This window comes from Phytohabitans rumicis (assembly GCF_011764445.1).
In the GTDB taxonomy this organism is placed as follows: domain Bacteria; phylum Actinomycetota; class Actinomycetes; order Mycobacteriales; family Micromonosporaceae; genus Phytohabitans; species Phytohabitans rumicis.
This window is the reverse complement of sequence record NZ_BLPG01000001.1, coordinates 1,185,436-1,208,095: the sequence shown is the minus strand read 5'-3', so window position 1 is coordinate 1,208,095 and position 22,660 is coordinate 1,185,436. Positions and strand designations below refer to the sequence as shown.

General features: G+C 69.8%; 16 protein-coding genes and 1 pseudogene. 9 read left to right on the top strand and 8 right to left on the bottom strand.

Features of this window, described 5'->3' with window-relative positions:
• The first annotated feature begins 137 nt into the window (after positions 1 to 137).
• Positions 138 to 5,558, top strand: coding sequence for a DUF5005 domain-containing protein (locus tag Prum_RS05025; protein ID WP_173074374.1), 5,421 nt, complete (start codon positions 138 to 140; stop codon positions 5,556 to 5,558).
• Positions 5,559 to 5,626: 68 nt separating this feature from the next.
• A complete protein-coding gene (locus tag Prum_RS05020) occupies positions 5,627 to 5,827 on the top strand; it encodes a hypothetical protein (RefSeq protein WP_173074372.1) in 201 nt (66 codons plus the stop codon).
• A 90-nt stretch (positions 5,828 to 5,917) separates the two neighbouring features.
• Here the strand turns inward: Prum_RS05020 and Prum_RS50900 are convergent, their stop codons facing one another.
• From Prum_RS50900 to Prum_RS05000, 5 genes are all read right to left on the bottom strand, one after another.
• The gene (locus Prum_RS50900) at positions 5,918 to 6,091 is read right to left on the bottom strand and encodes a hypothetical protein (protein ID WP_246277651.1); all 174 of its coding nucleotides are present in this window, start codon (positions 6,089 to 6,091) and stop codon (positions 5,918 to 5,920) included.
• A 5-nt stretch (positions 6,092 to 6,096) separates the two neighbouring features.
• Entirely contained in the window at positions 6,097 to 6,261 is a 165-nt protein-coding gene (locus Prum_RS50895) for a hypothetical protein (RefSeq protein WP_246277650.1), read from the bottom strand.
• A gap of 23 nt (positions 6,262 to 6,284) precedes the next feature.
• On the bottom strand, positions 6,285 to 7,271 hold the full coding sequence (locus Prum_RS05010) for an NAD(P)/FAD-dependent oxidoreductase (protein WP_173083414.1): 987 nt from the start codon (positions 7,269 to 7,271) through the stop codon (positions 6,285 to 6,287).
• Entirely contained in the window at positions 7,211 to 7,645 is a 435-nt protein-coding gene (locus Prum_RS50890) for a cyclic nucleotide-binding domain-containing protein (RefSeq protein ID WP_173074370.1), read from the bottom strand. Before Prum_RS50890 ends, Prum_RS05010 begins: the two co-directional genes overlap by 61 nt.
• 188 nt (positions 7,646 to 7,833) lie before the next feature.
• The gene (locus tag Prum_RS05000) at positions 7,834 to 8,751 is read right to left on the bottom strand and encodes an AraC family transcriptional regulator (protein WP_173074368.1); all 918 of its coding nucleotides are present in this window, start codon (positions 8,749 to 8,751) and stop codon (positions 7,834 to 7,836) included.
• A gap of 119 nt (positions 8,752 to 8,870) precedes the next feature.
• Here Prum_RS05000 and Prum_RS04995 point away from each other — a divergent pair, with 119 nt between their 5' ends.
• From Prum_RS04995 to Prum_RS04980, 5 genes are all read left to right on the top strand, one after another.
• A complete protein-coding gene (locus Prum_RS04995; protein ID WP_173074366.1) occupies positions 8,871 to 9,797 on the top strand; it encodes an NAD-dependent epimerase/dehydratase family protein in 927 nt (308 codons plus the stop codon).
• 783 nt (positions 9,798 to 10,580) lie between these two features.
• Positions 10,581 to 10,880, top strand: a complete 300-nt coding sequence (locus Prum_RS04990) for an alpha/beta fold hydrolase (protein WP_218577066.1) — start codon at positions 10,581 to 10,583, stop codon at positions 10,878 to 10,880.
• On the top strand, positions 10,841 to 11,281 hold the full coding sequence (locus Prum_RS49255; protein WP_218577065.1) for an alpha/beta hydrolase: 441 nt from the start codon (positions 10,841 to 10,843) through the stop codon (positions 11,279 to 11,281). Before Prum_RS04990 ends, Prum_RS49255 begins: the two co-directional genes overlap by 40 nt.
• Before the next feature lie 101 nt (positions 11,282 to 11,382).
• On the top strand, positions 11,383 to 12,513 hold the full coding sequence (locus Prum_RS04985; RefSeq protein WP_173074364.1) for a hypothetical protein: 1,131 nt from the start codon (positions 11,383 to 11,385) through the stop codon (positions 12,511 to 12,513).
• Positions 12,438 to 16,184, top strand: coding sequence for an RHS repeat domain-containing protein (locus Prum_RS04980; RefSeq protein WP_173074362.1), 3,747 nt, complete (start codon positions 12,438 to 12,440; stop codon positions 16,182 to 16,184). Before Prum_RS04985 ends, Prum_RS04980 begins: the two co-directional genes overlap by 76 nt.
• A gap of 24 nt (positions 16,185 to 16,208) precedes the next feature.
• Here the strand turns inward: Prum_RS04980 and Prum_RS54890 are convergent, their stop codons facing one another.
• From Prum_RS54890 to Prum_RS04975, 3 genes are all read right to left on the bottom strand, one after another.
• Positions 16,209 to 16,337 (bottom strand): LuxR C-terminal-related transcriptional regulator, encoded by a 129-nt coding sequence (locus tag Prum_RS54890; RefSeq protein WP_371871353.1) that lies wholly within the window; start codon positions 16,335 to 16,337, stop codon positions 16,209 to 16,211.
• 11 nt (positions 16,338 to 16,348) lie between these two features.
• The gene (locus Prum_RS50885) at positions 16,349 to 16,633 is read right to left on the bottom strand and encodes a hypothetical protein (RefSeq protein WP_246277649.1); all 285 of its coding nucleotides are present in this window, start codon (positions 16,631 to 16,633) and stop codon (positions 16,349 to 16,351) included.
• Positions 16,634 to 16,812: 179 nt separating this feature from the next.
• Positions 16,813 to 18,888 (bottom strand): ATP-binding protein, encoded by a 2,076-nt coding sequence (locus tag Prum_RS04975; RefSeq protein ID WP_218577062.1) that lies wholly within the window; start codon positions 18,886 to 18,888, stop codon positions 16,813 to 16,815.
• A 202-nt stretch (positions 18,889 to 19,090) separates the two neighbouring features.
• Here Prum_RS04975 and recD2 point away from each other — a divergent pair.
• Together recD2 and Prum_RS04965 are read left to right on the top strand one after the other, a co-directional pair.
• Positions 19,091 to 20,760 (top strand): annotated as a pseudogene (gene recD2 / locus Prum_RS04970) (SF1B family DNA helicase RecD2); the annotation flags it as partial.
• 264 nt (positions 20,761 to 21,024) lie between these two features.
• Positions 21,025 to 22,638 (top strand): PfaD family polyunsaturated fatty acid/polyketide biosynthesis protein, encoded by a 1,614-nt coding sequence (locus Prum_RS04965; protein WP_173074360.1) that lies wholly within the window; start codon positions 21,025 to 21,027, stop codon positions 22,636 to 22,638.
• The last annotated feature ends 22 nt before the right edge of the window (positions 22,639 to 22,660 follow it).

Here is a 22,660-nt window from a genome sequence, read left to right as displayed (position 1 = left end):
GCGTTGGTCTGCTGCTCGACCCGGAGGGTATCCCGGCGCGAGGAAGCCTGTGGCCGGGGACCTCTCGTTCGCTGTGCAGGTCGCTGAGCCGTCCGACGGGTGGCGAGCCGAAGTAGGCATAGAAGGGGAGAGCGCCGATGCCGTATGACGTCCCACTATGGACATGGCGAGCCTGGCTGCGGGCCATGCTCGCCGCGGCTGTCCTGCTTGCCGCGACGATTGTCGTGTCCTTCACGTCTGCGTCGAGGGCGGTGGCGGCTGTTCCGGCGGGTGGCATGACACCGGCGGCTGTCACCGGCATGTTCGCTGCCTATGGCGATGCCGGGGGGCATTGGACCGGCGGTGACAGCACGGCGTCGGTGCTGCTGCCGGACGGGCGCGTCGTGTGGCTGTTCTCCGACACCTTCTTGGGCACGGTGAACGCGGACGGCAGCCGGCCGGCGAACACCCCCATGGTCAACAACACGATCGTGGTCCAGGAGGACACGAGCCTGGTGGCGACCCTGCACGGCGGTACGGCGACCGCACCGACCGCGCTCGTGGTTCCCCAGCAGGCCGGCGAGTTCTTCTGGGTCGCCAACGGTCTGGTGGATAACGGCCAGCTGAAGGTGCTCTACAACCGGTACCGGCTCGGCCCGGGAGGCAGCCTGGATTTCGTGCCTACGGGCACGTCGCTGGCCACGTTCACGCTGCCTGCGCTGACCTTGGACTCGGTTGTCGACCTTCCGCTGGGCAGTGCCATCGTGTGGGGATCGGCGCTGCTGACCGAAGGGGGCCACACCTACGTTTACGGCGCCTCGTCAGGGCTTGCCAATCTCAAGTTCGGCCACGTGGCCCGGGTGCCGGTGGGGAACCTCGGTGGGACGTGGGAGTTTTGGAACGGCTCCGCGTGGTCCCCGGAGGAGTCGGCCGCTTCGCGGTTGCTGAGCGGGGTTGGCACGAACTTCGCGGTCCAGAAGGTGGGCAGCGAGTACGTGCTGATCACGCAGGAGAACAACCTGGTTCTTGATCGGCAGTTCGTCGCGTACACCGCTGCGTCGCCGGTTGGGCCGTTCGCCGGGCCGACCGTCCTGTTCAGCGCGCCCGAGGCGGTGCCCGGCAACGACGTCGTCGTCTACCACGCCCGTCTGCACCAGGAGCTGGCGCGCAGCGGAAAGCTACTGCTCTCGTACGACGTCAACACCCTCGACAACGCCGACAACTACGCCGACGCCCGCTTGTATCGGCCACGGTTCCGGGAGATCGACTGGCCGCCGACGCAGCCGAACCCCAGCACCCTGCCGGCCGCACCGACCGGGCTGACCGCGACCAGCAGCACCACGGGGACCGTGAACCTGTCGTGGAACGCGGTCGCCGGAGCAACGGAGTACCGCGTCTACCGCCGCTATGTGACCGGTGGCCAAACCCACTTCGCTCGCCATTCCGTCCCGGTCACCGGCACGTCGGCACAGTTCGGAGAGTTGGTGCGCGGCCACGAGTACCAGTTCACTATCACCGCCGCCAACGCATCGGGTGAAAGCCCACGACCGAGCGCTGCGACAGTGACGCCTACACCGCCGACTGATATTGATCTGATTCACCTGGCGAATACTCCCGAGTCTGTTGCGAACAAGTACTTCGTCACGTTTAAGGACACGCCCGCTGTCCAGGCGACCGGTGTCGAGCGTTTCGCGCAGGAAATTACTCAGCAATACGGGGCAACGCTGGGCTATCTCTACCCGTTGACGCTCAACGGGTTTTCGATGGTCGTAAGCCAGGAAGTGGCAATCACTCTTGCTGCGCATCCCGACGTGCTCGACGTGGAGCAGGTCCAAACCGTTAATATCGCAGCCGATGGCGGGAGCCAGACGAACCCGGCGTGGGGTCTTGATCGCATCGATCAAGAAAATCTTCCGCTCGACCGGATCTACCGTTACCCCAACAGTGCAGATGGTGTGTCCATCTATGTGGTGGACACCGGAGTCCGGGCCACACATGCGCAGTTTGGCGGCAGAGTTGCTCAAGGCTACAACGCATTCAACGGTGGCACCATGACAGATGACTGTAGCGGGCACGGTACAGGGGTGGCGTCACTCGCTGGAGGCACATACCTCGGAGTGGCAAGGAACGTTCGTATCGTGCCAGTAAAAGTCTTCGATTGCATGACCAGGTCAGGCGACGTCCAGGCGGCGGGTATTGAGTGGGTGGCACGTACAGCCACCCGGCCCGCCGTAGTCAACCTGAGCCTCGCCGGAATAAAACAAGCCCGACCCACCAAGGTGGATCGCGCGGTGTTGAAGCTTCTCGGCCGAGGCCTGACAGTCGTTGCCGCAGCCGGCAACGACGACGGTGCGGATGCGTGCAATTCTTTCCCAGCGTATCTTTCCAAGACCTCAGCCCTGATTACCGTCGGGGGTACGACAGAAAATGATCAACGCACTGGATCCAGCAACCAGGGACCCTGTGTGAGTATCTACGCTCCTGGTGCGGCCGTACCTGCCGCGACCGACCAATCAGATACGAGCGTCGCAGCGAAGACCGGAACCTCGTACGCCGCGCCACACGTCGCCGGGGCGGCAGCCATGGTGCTGGCGGCCCATCCTGGCTACGGACCCGAGCAGGTCCGCGCGGCGCTAGTCGACGCCGCCACACCGGACGTCCTCTCAGACGTCGACACATCGAACCGGCTGCTGTTCATCGAGCAGGTACCAGACCAAGCACCGACGAATCTGGTCGCTACACCCAACCCCGATGGCACCGTCGGCCTGCAGTGGCAACCAGTGACCACTCCGCATGTCGAGTACCTAGTCTCCTCTCGGGACGTCACGCTCGGTCAGAGCGAGTTCGAGCGGTGGGCGGATCCGGTCGACGCCACGACCGCAGTGGCTCGTGACCTGGTGGAAGGCCACACGTACGAGTTCAAGGTGGCGGCCGCTACGAGCATGGGTGTCGGACCGGAGTCGAATGTGGCCTCGGCGGTCGCACACACGGCCCCGCCTGGACCGCCGACGCAGTTGACAGCCGCGTCCAACAACGACGGGACGATCGCGTTGTCGTGGGTAACGCCGGGCCCGAACGTGTGGTTCAACGTGTACCAGCGGGACATCACCGCGGGCGAGACCGAGCCCACCAAGCTGCCGCTGCCGGTGACCGAGTGCTGCGCGTTGACGGCCGCGTTCCTGCACCACGGCCACGACTACGAGTTCACCGTGACCGCCACCAACGTGGGCGGCGAGAGCCCACCATCGAACCCGGCCACGGCACGCTCGGTGTATCCGCCGCCGGGCGTACCCACGAACCTCACGGCCGTCGCGGGTGACTCGCAGGTCCAGTTGACGTGGGCGGCGCCCAGCCCGGACGTGTGGTTCAACGTCTACCAACGGGACGTGACGCTCGGCGAGACCGAGTTCACCAAGCTGCCGCTGCCGGTGACCGAGTGCTGCGCGCTGACCGCGACCTACCTGGCCAACCAACACACGTACGAGTTCAAGGTGACCGCGACCAACGTCGTCGGCGAGTCGGGGCCGTCGAACCTGGTGCAGGCCACGCCGCTGCCGCCGCTGCCCGCAAAGGTGACCGGCCTGACCGCGACCGCGAACAACGACGGCTCGATAGCGTTGTCCTGGTCGGCGCCCCCGGGCGGCGACTTCTGGTACGACGTCTACCAGCGGGACGTCACCGCCGGCGAGACCGAGTTCACCAAGCTGCCGCTACCGGTCACGCAGTGCTGCGCGTTGACCGCCTCCTACCTGGTCCACAGCCACGTCTACCAGTTCAAGGTCGGCGCCACCAACGGCCGAGCCGGGCCGCTGTCCGACCCGGCCCAAGCGACCGCCCACTACAGCCCACCACCCGCACCGACCAACCTGCGCGCGTCGACCGCGGGCAGTAAGGCCGTGCATCTGAACTGGGACGCCGGCCCGAACCTCATCTTCTGGGTGTACATCCGCGACGTCACCGCCGGGCAGACGACCTTCACCAAGTCGTTCACCTCGGTCAACACGAGCGCATACACCTGGACCGACCTGTGGCCCACCCACCTGTACGAGTTCAAGGTCACCGCGCAAAACCCGGGGGGTGAAGGCCCAGCCTCAAACGTCGTCCAAATCACCGCCGTCGACGTGCTACCGAACCCACCAACGGGGCTGTCCGCCACCGCTGGAGACGGCCAGGCCGTGCTGTCCTGGACAGCCAGCACCACCACCCCGGTGACCTACACCGTCTACCAGCAAGACACCACGATCGGGCAGTCCTGGCAGAAGCTGCCCACCCCGGCCTCCTGCTGCACCATGACCGCCCAGTTCCTGACCAACGCACACACCTACCGGTTCAAAGTGGTGGCCGCCAACACGGCGGGTGAAAGCGCACCCACCAACATCGTCACCGTCAAGCCGATGCCGCCGCTCCCGCAGGCGCCGTCCGGGCTGACCGCGGCCGCCGGGGACGGCCAGGTCACCCTCAGTTGGTCGGCGTCCAGTACCCCGAACGTGTGGTACCTGGTCGAGCTGCGGGCCAAGGGAAGCCCCTGGCGACAACTGCAATACCCGGTCACCACGTGCTGCTCCTACGTGGTGAACCTGCTGGACAACGGCACCACGTACGACTTCCGGGTACGAGCAACAAACCTGTCCGGCCAGAGCACACCCTCCAATGTGGCCAGCGCACGACCGATGCCACCGTTCCCGCAGCCACCCTCCAACTTGACCGCGACCGCCGGGGACGGCCAGGTGACCCTCAGATGGTCGGCGTCCAGTACCCCGAACGTGTGGTACCTGGTCGAGTTGCGGGCCAAGGGAAGCCCCTGGCGACAACTGCAATACCCGGTCACCACCTGCTGCACCTACACCGTCAAGCTGCTGGACAACGGCACGACGTACGACTTCCGGGTACGGGCCACCAACCTGTCCGGGGAAAGCGCACCCTCCAATGTGGCAACGGCTCGACCGATGCCGCCGCTACCACAATCACCTGTCAACCTGACCGCCACGCCAATCAGAAAGGGATCCACTAAGGGTGCGCGTTTGATCTGGGTGCCCAGCCCGACACCCCCGGTCCTCTACAACATCTATGTGCGCGACCCGTCGACGGGAAATGAATGGGTCAAGCTGCTCTATCCGGTGGCAGCAACCACTTTCGACTACTATCCTATTCGACCGGTTACCACATACGAGTTCCGGGTTACAGCAACCAATATCTCAGGCGAGAGTGGATCAACAAATGTTGTCGCGTTCCGTGTCCCATATGACATAGTCGTCGAAGCCAAGATCACCTGCACGCCACACTACGTCCCAATCCCTCCTGTCGGTTACGAGGTTGGCTGGGTTGACATTGCACTTGATGCTTGGGGTATAGGTCCCGAGCCGTATACCCCATTTACAGCCAGCTTGCTCCTCTACTCGGATGGCCAACTGTGGAGCCGAACGGACCTTCCCTCCGAGGAGACAAGAAGGGACGGTCGCTGGTGGATCGACACTCGCTTCAAGGAGGGTTTGAAGGATCACAACTATGACCTTGTAGTAATAGCGACCAGTTCCATGGGCACGACCTGGGGGATAGCACACGATGAATGCTATGTCTAACTACACACCTTCGCAGACCACAGCCCGCTGTAAACCAAGAACGGAGAGGCCCTAGACGGAGTGGCGGCATGGCGGTCGACAAAACAAAGCCGACCGCCATGCCGCCGCACATAGTCCACCTTCAAGCCGGGATTCTGCGTCTTCTCGTTGCACCACAACAGATCCATCGTGTCGCCGCACCCGCCGACAGTCAGCTACGCAGCGCGACCCATCGTTACGCGGAATGGCTCACTGGTCAGGCGCTTGTGACCCATTTTTCGCTACCTTGACGATGTACTACTTTCGGCATGTTAGGACGGCGTGGCCGTGTTTGCGGATGTCGGCCACGCCGCCAAACAAGATCGTATCGGCTCTGCTGTTCATGGCCTGAATGCCCCGGCGAGCTCATCGAGCCGGCAACTTGCGGCCCGCGGTCCGGACTTCTCGAGCACCGACGCGGCCAGCACGCCCAGCATCCCACCGGTGACGAAGGTGCAGAACACGAGGCTCGCGGTGAGCTCGCCGATCTGGTGGCGCTCGAACGCCCACGCCACGAACGTTACGGCACGAGGAAGCTGCCGAGCAGCACGAGAGTAGCTATCAGGTTGGAGTTGCCGGTGACCAAGGTGGCCACCACCGTGGCGAGCCACAGCGCCAGGCCGATCAGGAACATGCGCAACCAGGGACGGCGCCGGGCCTGGCGGAGGGTTCCGGAATCAATCATCATGACCTCCCGCGTACGCAGGCTCAGGCCGTCGAACGGTCAGCGGCCCGGGAGCGGCCGGTCCTGGCGAGGTGTTCGTGGGCGAGGCGGACCGCCGTGGCTCCCTCGCCTACCGCGGATGCGACCCGCTTGATGGATCCGCTGCGCACGTCGCCCACGGCGAAGACGCCGGGGCGGCTGGTCTCCAGGAGGTCGGACTGGCGGTCGCCGGGCGGGGCCGGCGCGGCTGCCGGTCCGGTGTGGACGTAGCCGTGGTCGTCGAGCGCGAGGCGCCCGGCGAGCCAGCCGGTACACGGCTGGGCTCCGATGAATACGAAGAGCAGGCTGGCGTCGAGCGTGTGGCGAATGCCGGTGTGGGTGTCCTCCGCGATGACCGCTTCGAGCTGCCCGTCGCGGCCCACCATCTCGCGTACCGCGGTGTGCCGCAGCACCTCGACGCGGGGGTCGCGCTCGATCTGGTCGACCAGGTAGCGGGACATGTCGCGGCCCAGGTCGTCGTGGCGGATCAGCAGCCGTACGGCGGCCGCGTGCTGGGCCAGGTAGACGGCGGCCTGGCCGGCGGAGTTGCCACCGCCCACGACGACCACCGGCTGCCGCAGACAGAGGCGGGCCTCCACGATCGTGGCGGCGTAGTAGACGCTGGTGCCCTCGAACTCGTCCAGCCGCGGTACGTCGAGCCTGCGGTAGCGGGCACCGGTGGCGATCACCACGGTGCGGGTGCGGAGCTCTGTGCCGTCCTCGATCCGTACTGCGTGGCAGCCGTCCCGCTGCTCCAGGCCGGTCGCCGCGGCGGGCACGGTGATGGTGGCGCCGAACTTCTCGGCCTGGATGACGGCCCGGTCGGCGAGCTCCGCGCCGGAGATCCCGGCCGGGAAGCCGAGGTAGTTCTCGATGCGTGCGGAGGTGCTGGCCTGCCCGCCGGTGCCGATGGCGTCGAGCACCACGGTCGTCAGTCCTTCCGAGGCGCCGTAGACGGCGGCGGCGAGCCCGGCCGGGCCGGCGCCGACGATGACGAGGTCGAGTTCGGACTCGGGCGGGCCGCGCGTGGGCCGGTGAGCAGGCCCAGCTCGTCGAGGAACCGGCCCGGGCCGTGGACCTTGACCAGCCGCTCCTCGGCGGTGCTGTACCCCTCGAAGATCGCGACTGTGCCGGCCAGGACGACGAAGAAGTCCCGGTGCCGTTCGCCTTCCCGGACCAGCACATCGGGCAGCCCACGGTAGCCGGTGAGGGTGCCGGCGAGCCCGGGATCGTCCGGGTCGGCCCACACCACGACCCCGGCGGTCTGCGACGAGTCGCGGGCGTACGCCAGCAATTGGGCGGCTACGGCGTTGTCGCAACGCTCGCCGTCGAGGACGCTGCGATCCACGCCGTTCTCGGCGAGCACGGTCCGCAGGTCCGCCAGCCTTCAGGAGCGCCGGATCGGGGGCAGTTCGGGCTCATCCAGCCAGACGCGCGCCAGCACACGCGGCGGCTCAGGCCAGGCGTCGGGTTTCCCACTCTACGAACGCGGGTGCAAACGCGGTCCAGACGCCGCCCGACCGTATCGAGGCGCGGTAAGCGCCCGACGGAGGGTTAGCCCAGGGGGGTGCGCCGGTACCGGCCCGGAGCGGTGCCGAACTCGCGTTTGAACGCTTTGGCGAACGCGAACTCCGACCCGTAGCCACAGCGTTCAGCGATGGTGCTCAACGCGACGTCGGACTGGCGCAGCAGTCGCGCCGCGGTCGTCATCCGCCACCATGTCAGGTAGGTCAGCGGCGGCTGCCCGACCACGGCGGCGAACCGCTTGGCGAAGGCGGCGCGGGAAAGTCCCGCCTCCTTCGCGAGGTCTTCGACGGTCCATGGGCGCTCGGGGTGGCGGTGGACGCGATGCAGCGCCACGGAGATCGCCGGGTCGTGCAGCGCCGTGGCCCAGCCGGTCGCGCCGTGGCCGGATTGCTCTTCCAGCCACGCCCGCAGGACGTAGAGGAGCAGCATGTCGATGAGCGCGGGCAGAACGGCCTCCGTACCGGCGCGGGGTTCTCGCAGTTCGTTGCCCAGCAGGTCGACGGCCGCGCGGAGGGCGGGGTGCTGCCCGACCCGTGTGGGTAGGTGGACGACCGGGGGCAGGCCGTGCAGCAGCGGATGCGGGCGAACTCGGTCGAAGCTGTAGGAGGCGCACAGCATCTCCGTCGTGGCGCCCGGGCCGGGGATGGTCATCTGCCTGATGGGTGATTCATCGCCGCGCTGCGGTTGATACTCCATCGTCGGGCTGCCCGGCTGGTCGACGATCGCGTGCGCGTCTCCATGCGGGGTGAACACCACGTCACCGACGCCGAGCGCCAGCGGGGCACCGCGCTGGGGGATGAGCCAGCACGAGCCTTGCAGAACCACATGACAAGCCGCTGCGTCTCCGTCGGGGAAGAGCACGCCCCAGGGCGCCTGGCACGTGGTGCGCCCCGCGTACGGCTGCCCGGTGCGCATGGCGGAGAGCGTGTCGCTGAGCAGGTCCATACCGCGACTTTAGCGCCGCTGGACGCAGACGCTGGGACATCAATCGTAGACGACAAGCTATTCATAGTCTCTGACAGGAGACATACGGTCGAGGTCAAGAGTCAGCCGAAAGGATCTTGATGTCACTTCACATTGTCGTGGGAGCCAACCACTCCGCCACGGCCACCGCTCGCCTGCTCGCCGAGTCCGGTGACCGCATTCGGATGCTCAGCCGACGTGGCGGCGGGCCGGAGCATCCGCTGATCGAACGGATCACCGCGGACGCCAGCGACGCCGCTGTCCTCACCGAGTTGGCGCAGGGCGCGGCCACGCTCATCAACTGCGCTTCGCCCGCCTACAACCGGCTGCCGATCGAGACTCCGCCGCTCGCTGCCGCGCTGCTGGCCGCCGCCGAATACAGCGGCGCGCGTTACCTCAACCTGAGCAACATATACGGGTACGGTCCCGTCGCCGGTCCGATCACCGAGAACCTTCCCCTATCGCCGACCACCATCAAGGGTCGGGTCCGGGCGCGGATGTGGCACGACGCCATCACCCTCCACGAACAGGGACGGATCCGGTACGCCGAGGTGCGACCGGGCGACTTCATCGGCCCTGGATCGGTGTCGATGTTCAACCTGATGGTCGCGCCAGCCGTGCTGGCCGGCCAACCGGTCCACATTCCGGCGGATCTGGACGCGCCGCACAGTTGGGCCTATCCCGGTGACGTCGCCCGCCTGCTTGTCGCGCTCAGTCGGGACGAGCGGACCTGGGGACAAGCGTGGCATGTGCCGTCCATTTCCGACGGCTCGGTGCGCGAGGTGGCGGTTCGGTTCGCGGAAGTGACGGGCTCCCCCGTCCCCGACCTGGTCAACATGTCACCGCTCGATCTACACAACCTGGCCCTCGCCGATCCGATCCTTGGGGAAGTTCCGGAGATGCAGTATCTCTACCAGCGGCCCGCCGTTCTGGACGCTTCGCTGGCCACGCGGACTTTCGACCTCAAGCCGACTCTCCTGGACGACGTCCTCATCGAAACCGCCAACGCACTGAAGGGCTCAGCGTGACGCGTACGCTGCCACGGTCCCTGTCGTCCCTCACCGTGGCCGCCCTGTTGGCGTGCGCTGGCACGACGGCTTGCTCGGGCTCGACCGCGTAGGCCGTTGCCTGGACCGCCACGCCCCAGCGCCCGAGCGCCGCGCCGAATTGGTCCGAGAAGGGATTCGCGAACCACCGGTCCGCCAGGTGGTTCGGGTCAGCACCGGCGGGGTGGCGGTCCGGATACGCCTGCCGAACGCATACGCGGCGCAAATCTGGTGGCGGACATTGAGTCTACGATCCACCGACCGGCCAAGTGTCGGCGTACGAACTCATCTACACAGGCGCCTACGGGCAAGGGTCGTACGTCGTTGTGCACATTAGCCTGTACGCCGACACCAAGATTAGACGCAGTCGGGGCCCCGGTGTATTGCTGCATCGGGGCCCCTCAGATCCGTACGTGCCACTCGTCGCGGCATACGGCTCAAGCAAGGCCCGGGGGTATCCGGATTCCGTGAGCGCCGACACCTTGCCTGGGACACTGCGTGCGGGCAAGGCCCGTAACCGGTCTACGACGTCTGGGGGGCGGCTGGCTTTCGCCAAGTGATGGTGATGCTGAAGGTTGCCTGGGTTCTGTCCAAGATCTCGGCGGTCGACCTCGATCTCGATATATTCGTTGCTCCCATCGCCTATCGGGAGCTTGAGCAGAGCCGATCCCACGGCACCCCTTCTCTGGCCCACGCAGTTGGGCGCTACGCGACTCGTGGCCAAGCCAGACGGGATGGCGGTCAGTCTTGCAGGCCGTCGGTCACGTGGATGTGCCGCAGGCTGGCGTGCCGTACGCCGACTTGGACGAGGTCCGGCTGAACTGCCGGGTCGCGGGCGCCGGGTCAGCGGCCCTGCTGCTCGTCCACGGATGGGGCGGGGACTCGCGCGTATGGGAGCCGATCCCGTTCGCCGGGCACCGCGTCATCGCCGTCGACCTGCGCGGCCACGGCCGGTCGTCTGCGCCCGAGGGCGGGTACCGGCCGGTCGACCTGGCTCGGCTCTGGCCGGGCTCCACACTGGACCAGTGGTGGCCGTCGGCCACTCGATGGGTGCACAGGTGGTGACCGCCCTCGCGGTCGAGCATCCCAACGTGGTCACGGCGCTCGTCGTGATCGACCCGGCCTACGGCGCCGACGCGGAGGAGGAGCGCGGCTTCGACGTACGCCTGGCGCGGCTGCGGGCCGGCGGCGCCGCGGCCCACGACCAGCTCGGGTCCCTGCCTTCGGCCGTCCGGGACCAACTGCTCGCCACCCCAGGGCCGGTCCTGGCCGCCTGCTACGCCGGCATGTACACCGACCCGGGCGCGTGCGGCGCGCGGGCGGGCCGCCGGCGACGACTGTTCCATAGGCCAAAGTGGACGGCCGTGGGCCGGATGCAAGGGCGGAGGACGCTGATCAGGGACTTTCTCCGGCGGTGCGCCGACGACACGCAGGACGAGTCCCCTGATCAACGCGGGATTAGGTAGGGGTTGCTGATTGGTTAGGTAGTGCGGAAATCCGGCATCTTCCATCGCTTATTGGCGTGCTTCAATGACGGCCTGATCCGGGCCTCGGCGATGGAGGAAAAGTGAAGTTCCTCGGCAAGGCGCTAACTCTGGGAATGTCGTTTGTGCTGGTGGTCACGCTGGGTCCGTTCGCGCAGAGCGCGGAGGCGGCCCGGTTTACGTTCACCGTTTCTCCCGAGGAGGGCGCGCGGCTCGGCCCGGCGGTGGCGGCGGACCTGGAGTCCGCGCTGCTCACCGCCCGCCTCCAGCAGCGCCCCATTCAGGTGGCGGACGGCGAACAGGCCGCGCCGCAGGCGTGGGCGCAGCCGGACGGCACGCTGACGCTCGTGGCGCGGCCCGGCGGGGCCACGGCGCTGCGGGGGCCCGCGGGCTGGAAGCGGATCGGTTCCGCCAGGATCACGGCCCGCTACGCCCCGCCGCTCGCCGCGCCGCGGGTCGACGTCAGCCCGGCGGCGCCGGGCTCGCCGCGCCGTGCCGCGAGCGCCAATCCGTTCTTCAGCGCCGTCGCCACTGTGCCCGCCAGCGAGGGCCTTCGGGCAGAGTTCGAGCTGTACCGCGGCGACACCCGCGTCAAGCGGGTCGCCAAGCGCGCCGAGCCGGGCGCCTCTGTGACCGCGACCCCGAAGGACTTCGGCCTAGCCGCCCTCCGCGCGGGCACGACGTACTCCTTCCGTGCCCGGTTGCGCGACAAGCACACGAGCTCGCCGTGGTCGGGCCGGGTGCGGGTGGTCGTCGGCAAGCCCACGGCGCTCGCGCCCGCGGTGTACCCGGCCGCGCCGGCCTATCTCACCGCCGCCGCGGTCGACAGCGTGGCGGTGACCAGTCCCGAGGACGGCGACACCACGGCGCGCCGTGTCAGGCTGGCCGCGACCGGCACGACCGGCTACACCGGTGCCACGTTCCAGTACCGGCGGGGCGAGGCCGACACCTGGAAGGACATCCCGGCGGCCAATGTCGCGACGGTCGCGACGGGGACGACCGTGACCTGGCCCGTCGCCGTCACCAACGGCCTCTCCACCCCCTCACGTGGAACGCCACCGGCACCCTCGCCGCGGACGGGACCGTCTCAGTCCGGGTCGTCTACAGCGGCACGGCCGGCACGCTGTCCTCGTCGTCGGTGGACGTCCTCGTTGACCGCAACGCCGGCTCGGCGTCCAGCACGAGCGTCGGCCCCGGCTCGGTCAACCTGCTGACCGGCGACTACGCCCTGGCGGCCACCGATGTCTCGTTCTTCGGGGCGACGGTGAACCGCACCGCCTCCTCGCGCCGCCCGACGCTCGGCGCCAGCCAGGACGGGCAGGTGCCGATCTTCGGCCCGCAGTGGGCCAGCGGGGTAATGGTCGCCCAGACCCAGTCGCCCTACACCGGCCTCCGGCCGACGTCGACCACCTCCGTGCAGGTCATGCGCCTCGACGGCGGTTGGGTGGACTTCACCGCCACAACCAGCGGCGGGTGGGCGTCCCAGCCCGGGTCGGACGACCTCACGCTGACCGGCTCGCTGACCGGGTCGTTCATCCTCACCGACACCGACGGTGCCAGCACGACGTTCGTGAAGACGTCGTCGACCGACACGGCGTGGCAGGTCTCGACCACCTACCTGCCGACCGAGAACTCCACCACCAAGGTGGTGTCCGAGGCGGTGACCAGCGGGTCCACCACACTCGCCCGACCCACGATGATCATCAGCCCGACCGTCGCCGTCGCCGCGGCCACGTGCCAGACGGCGCCGCAGACGCGTGGCTGCCGGGTGCTCCAGTACGTGTACGCCACGGCGACCACCGCGACCAGCAGCGCACCGGGCGACTACACCGGGCGGGTCAAGCAGATCCTGCAGTGGGCGACCACGCCCGGCGCCACGGCGTCGACCTCGGTCGCGGTGGCGGCCTACGCGTACGACACCGCGGGCCGGCTGGTGCAGTCCTGGGACCCGCGGATCAGCCCGGCGCTCCGGACCGGGTACGCCTACGACAGCACCGGCCGGATCGTCGGGCTGACCCCGCCCGGCGAGCTGCCGTGGACGTTCACCTACGGCACTGCGGGCGGCACCGCATTCGCGGGTGACGGGATGCTGCTGACCGCGTCGCGGCCGACCCTCGCCCAGGGCAGCGCGTCCACAACAGACGGTGGCACCTCGTCCACCTGGATGGTCTACGGGGTACCGCTCTCGGGCAGCACCGCGCCGTACGCCCTGTCCGGCACGGACGTGGCGGCCTGGGGGCAGGCCGACGCGCCGACGGACGGGACCGCGGTCTTCGCCTCCGGCGAACTGCCCGCCTCCCACACCGGCTCCGACGCCAGCATGTACCCCACGGACTACTGGTACTCGACGGTCACCTACCTGGACGCGGTGGGCCGCGAGGTGAACACCGCCACTCCCGGCGGCCATCTCTCGGCCGTCAACTACGACCAGTTCGGCAACGCCGTCTGGCAGCTGTCGGCGAGCAACCGGGAACTCGCGATCAGCACCTCGGGCGACGAGTCGCGCCTCGCGACGCTCGGCCTGACCAGCAGCACCCCGGCGCAGCGGGCCGCGGTGCTCGCCACGACCTCTGTGTACAGCGCGGACGGGGTACGGCAACTGGAGCAGTACGGCCCGCTGCATATGGTCGCCCTCGCCGACGGCCTCGACACCGAAGGCAAGCCGTACCTGTCGCCGGGTGCCTGGGTGCCGGCTCGGCAGCACAGCGTCTACACCTACGACGGCGGGCGGCCGACCGACGGCAGCGCCAAGGTCAGCGGTCTGGTCACGCAGACCGCCACGGGCGCCGCCGTGCCCGGGTACACGACGGACGGCGACATCCGGGTCACGGCCACGGCGTACGACTGGACGACCGGGCGGGCGACGGCCAAGGTGACCGACCCGGGCGGGCTGGCGATCACCACAACGACCGCGTATGACAGCCAAGGACGGGTCGTCAAGAGCACGCTGCCGAAATCCAGCGGGTCGGACGCCGTCACCACCACCACGACCACGTACTGGTCGGCCACCGGCTCGGGGACGTGCGCGGGCCGGCCGGAGTGGGCCGACCTGGTCTGCCAGGTGGCGCCCGGCGGCGCGATCACCGGCGGTGGGACCAACCCCACGACCGCGCCGACCCGGACGACGGAGTACGGCCGGGACGGCACCGTCACGAAGGTCACGGAGGTCTCAGGGGCGGTGACCCGGACGACGACGCCCGGCTACGACGCCGCCGGGCGGCTGGCCTCGTCCGCGGTCACTGGGGCCGGCGCCGCGGTGTCGTCCCGCACCCAGACCTACAACACCAGCAACGGGCGGATCGCATCGGTATCGGCTAGCGGCGCGACGACCAGCTACGCCTACGACGCGCTGGGCCGGCTGATCAGCTATGGCGACGGCGCGGGCGGCACGACGACGACCGCGTACGACGCTCTCGACCGGCCGGTCACGGTCTCGAACAACGTCCCCTCGAGCACCACCTACAGCTACGACCCGCACGTGGAGCCGCGCGGCATGCCGGTGTCGGTGACCGACTCGGTGGCTGGCACCTTCACCGCGACCTACGACTCCGACGGCGAGCTCAACCGGCAGACGATGCCCGGTGGGGTGACTCTCAACGAGTACCGCGACGAGGCCGGCAACCCGGTCGAGCGCGAGTACCGCTCGTCGAGCGGTGCGGTGCTGTTCTACGACTGGGTCGACCGGACCGTCCACAACCAGTGGGGCAGCCGGACCGCCACCTCGTCGACGTCCGCGGATCTGGAGTACCGCTACGACGCGGCCGGGCGGCTGACCAGCGCGCAGGACACCCGGAGCACGGTCTGCACGACCCGGTCCTACGCCTACGACCTCGACGCCAACCGCACGGCGTCGGCCACCGCGACGGCGGCGGCGGGCGCCGCCTGCCCGAGCGGCGGCACGGTGACGTCGCACACCTATGACAGCGCCGACCGGCTGGTTGACGCGGGATACGCCTACGACGCCTTCGGCCGTACCACGGCCGCGCCGAACACCACGCTCGAGTACTTCGTCAACGACATGGTGCAGCGGCAGACCGTCGGGTCGACCCGCCAGACCTGGACGCTGGAGGCGGCGGGCCGGCTCGGGGCGTGGACCACGGAGGCGAAGGACGCCAACGGGGCGTGGCAGGCGACCGGCACCAAGGTCAACCACTACGCGGCCAATAGCGACAGCCCGACCTGGACCACCGACAGCGCGAGCGGGACCGTGTCGCGCCTCGTCGCTGGTCCGGAGGGGCAGACGGCGGCGGCCACCGGTGCGACGGGTGGCACGGTCCTGCTGCTCACCGATCTGCATGGCGACGTGACCATCCAGTACACCGTGGCCACCGCCGCCGCGTCGGTGTACGGCTTCGACGAGTTCGGCAACCCGCGCGCCGGGCAGACGGCGACCCGCTACGGCTGGCTCGGCGGGTTCGACCGGTCGGCCGAGACCCCGAGCGGGGCGATCCTGATGGGCGCTCGGCTGTACGCGCCGAGCCTGGGCCGGTTCCTCCAGGTGGACCCGGTCCCCGCCGCCGACGCCAACGCCTACGACTACTCGGGCCAGGACCCGCTGGCCAAACAGGATCTCAGCGGCCTGCGGAAGCGGGAGTGGAAGAAGAAGTGGTTCGTTCCCTATGCCCTGAGGGTTCTGTACAACCGCCGGGAGACGAAGGATCTGCGGGACCGCTGGGACGCCTTGTACCAGGTTCTCGAGAACTTTTGGTGGGCCACGCCCATCTGGTGGGTGCGTGACAGTTGGGAAGCCGCCGCCCGGTTCGCGTGGGTCATGACCCAACTGGCGACGATCGCGGCCCGGATGAAGCGATGCGTCTGGATGCAGTACTACTACTGGGGCTGGTTCACCGCCGGCCTGTACGGCCCGGGAGGCTACTGCAAGTAGGCCCTCGTCATGATCAGGGCGTCCCTACGACGTGAGGGACGCCCTGATCATGGCGTCCTCGAGTTCGCCCCGTGCGGATACGCCGAGCTTCCGGTAGGCGCGGCACAGGTGGAACTCGACGGTGCGCCGGCTCAGGAACAGCTGAACGGCGATCTCGCGGTTCGTCAGGTGCCGCGCGGCCAGCCGGACGATCTGCAGCTCCTGGGGGTCAGGCCGGGCGCGGCCCCGCGGTCCACCGGCGCTGGCCCCGCCGACTCGCCGGTGGCGGCCAGCTCCATCCGGGCTCGGACGGCCCACGGGCGCGCGCCGGTCCGGTCGAAGACCTGCAGGGCGGCGTGCAGGTGGGTCCGTGCCTCCGCGCGCCGGCGGGCCCGGCGCAGCCACTCGCCGAAGAGCAGCTCCGTGCGCGCCCGCTCGAACGGCCGGCCGCCCTCTGCATGCTGCGCCACCGCGGCCCGGTACTGCTCCTCGGCCGCCGCGCCCTCGCCGGCGAGGGCGCGGCAGCGCAGCAGGACGGCGTCGGCCCAGGGCCGACGCGTCTGGGCCGACCACTCCGCGAACCGCCCGAGTGGTTCCTGGGCGAGCTCCGGCCGGCCGGCGCGGACCGCCGCCTCGACCAGGTCGGGCGCTACCAGGGCGGGCAGGAACGGGGCGAACGCGTCGGCGGGCAGCCCCCGAGCCGGCGCAGCGCTTCGGCGTACCGGCCGAGGCCCAGGTCGAGCAGGCCGGCGGCCCAGATGCCGAGCGCGGCGACCGAGCCGATGCCGTGGGCGGACGCGTGCCCCACCACTTCCTCGGCCAGCACGGCACACCGCTTCTCGTGGCCACCGATCGCGGCGAGCAGCGCGAGAACCGCGGTGCCGAGCGCTCCGCGGCGCGGCTGGCCGGTGTCCGCGGCCAGCCGCACGCATTCGGCGGCGGCGACCGACGCACCGGGGTGCTCGCCGCGGAACAGCTCGGCTATGGCGAGCGCGGCCAGTGCGAGCGGCAGCCGGCCGATCTTCCCGCCGTCACGCAGCTCCGTGACGAGGGCAGTGGCCAGCGTCCAGCCGGTGTCCTCGTCACCGGCCAGGACGCACAGAAGGGCGCTCGCCTCGTCACCCGCGGTCAACCGGGCGAGGTCCACCCTCACGGGGAGGTTCGGCCGTGGCGATACTTCCAGGCGCTCCAGCCGGCGGGTGGCGTCCGCGGCCAGGGCTCCGTCACCGGCGTACCACGCCCGCCACGCCGCCTCCACGAGCAGCGGTAGGGCCGCCGGCGGATCGCGGTCGGCCACCAGCGAGGCGCAGGCGAGCAGCGTCAGGCAGGCCTGGCGGGGGGAGACCCGCTCGAACTCCGCGTTCGCGCGAAGGCGCGCCAAGTGCGTGAGCGCCGCCGGGTCGTCGGCGAGGCCCTGGGCACGGCCGGCCAGCGTGATCACCTGCGCCAGCCGGCCCGCCTGGTGGGCCGCCTCCGCAGCGGCGGCGAGGAGGCGGAACCGTGTTCCTGGGTCGTCGGTCAGCTCCGCGGCCCGCTCGTATGCGGCGGACGCCTCCGCGTGCCCGCCGCGGACGGCGGCCAGCTCGGCGGCGACCTCCAGGTCCGCCGCCACGTCCGCATCGGGTTCCAGCGCGGCGACGGCACGGTGCCAGGCCCGCCGGTCGGTGTGCGCCGCGTCCGTGTACACCGCCGCGAGGGCCTGATGCGCGGCCACCCGCTGCGCCGCTGGCGCGCATCGGTAGGCCGCCGTGCGGACCAGCGGGTGTCGGAAGGCCAGCACCGATCCGGCGACCTCGACGAGGCCGTCCTGCTCGGCGGCCGCCAGATCGGGCAGCGTCGCCCCGAGCCGGTGCGCCGCGCGCAACACGACGCCCAGGTCGCCCGTGTCGTCGGCGGCGGCCACGAGGAGCAGCGTCCGGGTGCGGTCGGGCAGCCGGCGGATCCGGTGCCAGAACGCCGCTTGGATCCGCCCGGGCTGGTACGAGCCGGCCGCGACGTGCAGGGCCAGCGGAATGATCCGGCCGGCCCGCTGCTCCGGATCGAGCTGGGCGGCCACCTCGATCAACGCGAGCGGGTTGCCGCCGGTCTCCTGGATGATGCGGTCGCGTACGCCGGCGGGCAGCTCGCCGGCCACCGTGCCCAGCAGGCGGGCGGCGTCGCAGGCGGCGAGGCCGCCCAGCCGCAGTTCCGGAAGGCCGGGCACCGTGAACGCGCCCTCGCCCTCCCGGGTGGCGACGATCAGCGCGATGCCCTCGGCGCCGAGTCTCCGGATCATGAAATGCACCATGTCGGCCGATGCCTGGTCGAGCCACTGCGCGTCGTCCACCAGGCACAGCAGCGGCTCGCCACCGGCGTACTCCGACACCAGGGCGAGCCCCGCGAGCCCAACGAGAAAGCGGTCGCCGCCGGCTGGCGGGCCGAGCCCGAACGCGGCCCTGATCCCGTCGGCCTGCAGGGCGGGCAGCGCGTCGATGTGGCCGAACGTCGCCCGCAGGAGCATGTGCGCGGCTGCGAAGGGCAGCTGGGACTCCGACTCGACCCCGGTGGCGGAGAGGGTGCGCATCGCGGCGATCGACCGGGCGTGGTCGAGGAGGGCGGACTTGCCGGTCCCCGCGTCTCCGCTGACCAGGAGGGCGTCGCCGCGACCGGACCGGGCACCGGCCAGGAGATCTTCGATCGCCGACAGCTCGTGCGATCGTCCGAACAGCACCCGCCCGCCGGTCATCGTCCGCCTCTCATCACTCGCCGATCGTGATGTTCGTTCGAGCCGCACGTAATCCACGGATACTGTCAACCGACCACATTGGTCGGTAGCATCCATCCCCTTCTTGAGCGAATCTTGAGACCTGTCAAGGGTTCGAGCCGGCGCCGCGTCAGCAGCGTTGGGCGGAGGCCGGGCGGAGTTCGTTCATGACCTCGCGCAGCTCGGCCTCGTGCGGGGCGCCGTCCGCCAGCGCCGCGGTGTCGATCCGGGCGGCGAACGTCTGGCCGTGCTTGAGCTGGACTCGGGCCGGTTGGTGGAGGTGCCGGGTCTCGGGCCGAAGCGCACCAGGATGATCGCGGAGGCCTGGGAGGAGCAGAAGGCCATCAAGGAGGTGATGGTCTTCTTGCAGGGCGTCGGTGGTCCGCAACGAGCCGTACCGGCTGGCGTCGGACGTGTGGGGGATCGGGTTCAAGACCGCCGACACGATCGCCCAGGCGGTGGGCATCCCGCACGACAGCCCGCAACGGGTGCGGGCCGGTATCCAGTACACCTTGTCGGAGGCGGCTGAGAACGGGCACTGCTACCTGCCAGAGCCGAACCTGCTCGTGGACGCCGCCGAAATCTTGGGGGTACCGCTGGATTTGGTGCGGGGGTGCCTTTCGGAGTTGGCCGGCGAGGAAGGCGTGGTGTGCCACGCCGTGCCCAACCCCAGCACGGAGGGCGGGACGATCCCGGCGGTGTACCTGGTGCCGTTTTGACCGGGCGGAGGCGAGCCTCGCGGCGAGTCTGCTGCGGCTGCTCGACGGCCGCGAGGATCGGATGCCGGCGTTCGCCGGCGTCGACTGGGGCAAGGCCCGGGCGTGGTTGCGCGCCCGCACGGGCGCGGACCTCGCGCCGGAGCAGGAGCAGGCGGTACGCCTCGCGTTGACCTCGAAGGTGGCGGTGTTGACCGGCGGGCCGGGCTGCGGCAAGTCGGTCACCGTGAAATCGATCGTCAGCCTGGCGGCGGCGAAGCGGGCGAAGATCGTGCTGGCCGCGCCGACCGGCCGGGCCGCGAAGCGGATGACCGAGCTGACCGGCCACCCGGCGGCGACCGTGCACCGGCTGCTTCAGCTGCGTCCCGGCGGCGACCCGGTACACGACCGGGACAACCCGATCGACGCGGACCTGATCGTGGTGGACGAGGCGTCCATGCTGGACCTGATCCTGGCCAACAAGCTGGTCAAGGCGGCGCCGCGGGGCGGGCACCTGTTGCTGGTCGGCGATGTGGACCAGTTGCCTTCGGTGGGCGCGGGGGAGGTGCTGCGCGACGTGCTGGCCGCCGAGCGGATCCCGCGGGTGCGGCTGACGAAGATCTTCCGGCAGGCGCAGGAGTCCGGGGTGGTGGTCAACGCGCACCGGATCAACGCCGGCCAGCCGCCGCACCTTGCGGCGTACCCGGACTTCTTCCACTTCCCGGTCGACGAGCCGGAGGCGACCGCGGACCTCGTGGTGGACGTGGTTGCCCGGCGCATCCCGCGCAAGTTCGGCATCCGGCCGCGCGACATCCAGGTGCTCACCCCGATGCACCGCGGGCCGGCCGGCGCCGGCAACCTGAACCTGGCCCTTCAGCAGGCGATCTCTCCGCACCGGGAGGGCGCGCCGGAGCGGCGGCACGGCGCCCGGGTGTTCCGGATCGGCGACAAGGTCATCCAGATCCGCAACAACTACGACAAGGGCGCCAACGGGGTCTTCAACGGCACCGTCGGCATGGTCACCGCCCTGTCCGGCGAGGACCGGCAGCTCACGGTCCGCACCGACGAGGACGAGGAGATCGCGTACGACTTCGACGAACTCGACGAACTGCAGCACGCGTACGCGATCACCGTGCACCGCTCGCAAGGTTCGGAGTACCAGCCGTGGTCGTGCCGGTGATGTCGTGACCTTTGTGGTCAGGGGCGACTGCGGGGTCACCGACCGGCCGAAGCGAATGGCGCGCCGGATGCGCCTTCGAGACAGATCTCGTCTCGTTTCCATACCCCGGCGAACGTTGCTGCGTTTTTCGGACACCTCACGTTCTGCCGGCTGCGTTACCGTGGGTGGCAGCCGGCCGGCAACATTCGCGCCCACTCATGGAAGTGTCGTTTGGATGGATCCCGCTTCGGGCGTGCTGCCGGCATGCCCAGCCTGACCGCGGAGGCGCCCGTGCCGCGCTGGCTGCCCGGCCGGCACCCGGCGGCCTTCTCGGCGGCCGACATCGCCGCGAGCGCCTGGCAGGTCCGGCAGCCGCTGCACATCATCCGTGGCGCGGCCGGATATGAGCCCGGGGTGGGCCTGCACGGCACCGTCGCGGCGGCCGGTGCCGGCTACGAGCTGCTCGGCACGCTGCCGCCGATGTATCCGGAATGGCTGGGTGACCGGTCCTTCACCCGGGTGCACGGCGTCCGGTTCCCGTACGTCGCCGGTGAGATGGCCAACGGCATCGCGACCACCGCGCTGGTCGCTGCGATGGCGCGCGCGGAGATGCTTGGCTTCTTCGGGGCCGCCGGACTGGGGCTGCCGGCGATCGAACGGGCGGTCCGGGAGCTGGCCGACACCTTGCCCGGGGTCCGGAACTGGGGCGTGAACCTGATCCACACTCCCGCTGAGCCCGGGCACGAGGATGGCGTGGTCGACCTCCTGCTGCGCGTCGATGTGGCAAATGTGTCCGCATCCGCGTTCATGGAGCTCACCCCGGCCGTCGTGCGGTGCGCGGTGGCCGGGCTTCGATCCGATCGATGCGGCGGGATCGACCGCGCCCGGCACCTGTTCGCGAAGGTCTCGCGACCGGAGGTCGCCGAGCGGTTCCTGTCCCCGGCGCCCGTCGACATCCTGCGCGTCCTGCTGGACCGCCGGCAGATCACCGAGGACGAGGCCCGCCTGGCACAACACGTCCCGCTCGCCGAGGACGTGACTGTCGAGGCCGACAGCGGCGGTCACACCGACAACCGGCCGTTGGCCGTGGTGCTTCCGGTCATCAAGGCGCTGAGCGACACCCTCGCCCGCCGCCACGGCTACCCGCGGCCGATCCGGGTCGGCGCGGCCGGCGGCCTCGGCGACCCGGTTGCGGTGGCGGCCGCGTTCGCCGCCGGGGCGGCCTATGTGCTGACCGGCACCGTCAACCAGCTCGCCGTCGAGGCCGGCCTGTCGGACGCGGCCAAGACGATGCTGGCCGCGGCCGACATGGCTGACGTCGTGATGGCACCCGCGGCGGACATGTTCGAGTACGGCGTGCGGGTCCAGGTGCTGCGGCGGGGCACGCTGTTCGGCGCGCGGGCGGGTCAGCTGTACGACGCATACCTGCGGTATCCGTCGCTGGAGGAGATCCCCGACCCGGTGCGGGACCGCATCGAGAAGGACGTACTACGAAGCACCTTCGCGGACGCGTGGGTGCGGACCCGGCGGTTCTGGCAGCAGCGCGACGCGCGTGAGGCCGACCGTGCCGAGCACGACCCACGCCACCGCATGGCGCTGGTGTTCCGCTCGTATCTCGGCCTGTCCAGCCGGTGGGCCATCGACGGCGAGCCGAGCCGGCAGGCGGACTACCAGATTTGGTGCGGCCCGGCGATCGGCGCCTTCAACCGCTGGGTGGCGGGTAGCCCGCTGGCCGTGCCGCAGCACCGCACCGTCGTCCAGATCGCGCTCAACCTGCTCGAGGGCGCGGCGGCCGTGACCCGCGCGCACCAGCTGCGCACCTTCGGGGTCGCCGTGCCCGACGAAGCGTTCATCCACCGGCCGCGTCTGCTGTCGTGACGCGTCTGCTGTCGTGAGAGGA

Coding starts and splice junctions, on each gene's coding strand:
- Prum_RS05025 (WP_173074374.1), top strand. CDS start 138: ATGCCGTATGACGTCCCACTATGGACATGGCGAGCCTGGCTGCGGGCC.
- Prum_RS05020 (WP_173074372.1), top strand. CDS start 5,627: ATGGCGGTCGACAAAACAAAGCCGACCGCCATGCCGCCGCACATAGTC.
- Prum_RS50895 (WP_246277650.1), bottom strand. CDS start 6,261: ATGATTGATTCCGGAACCCTCCGCCAGGCCCGGCGCCGTCCCTGGTTG.
- Prum_RS05000 (WP_173074368.1), bottom strand. CDS start 8,751: ATGGACCTGCTCAGCGACACGCTCTCCGCCATGCGCACCGGGCAGCCG.
- Prum_RS04995 (WP_173074366.1), top strand. CDS start 8,871: ATGTCACTTCACATTGTCGTGGGAGCCAACCACTCCGCCACGGCCACC.
- Prum_RS04975 (WP_218577062.1), bottom strand. CDS start 18,888: ATGACCGGCGGGCGGGTGCTGTTCGGACGATCGCACGAGCTGTCGGCG.
- Prum_RS04965 (WP_173074360.1), top strand. CDS start 21,025: ATGCCCAGCCTGACCGCGGAGGCGCCCGTGCCGCGCTGGCTGCCCGGC.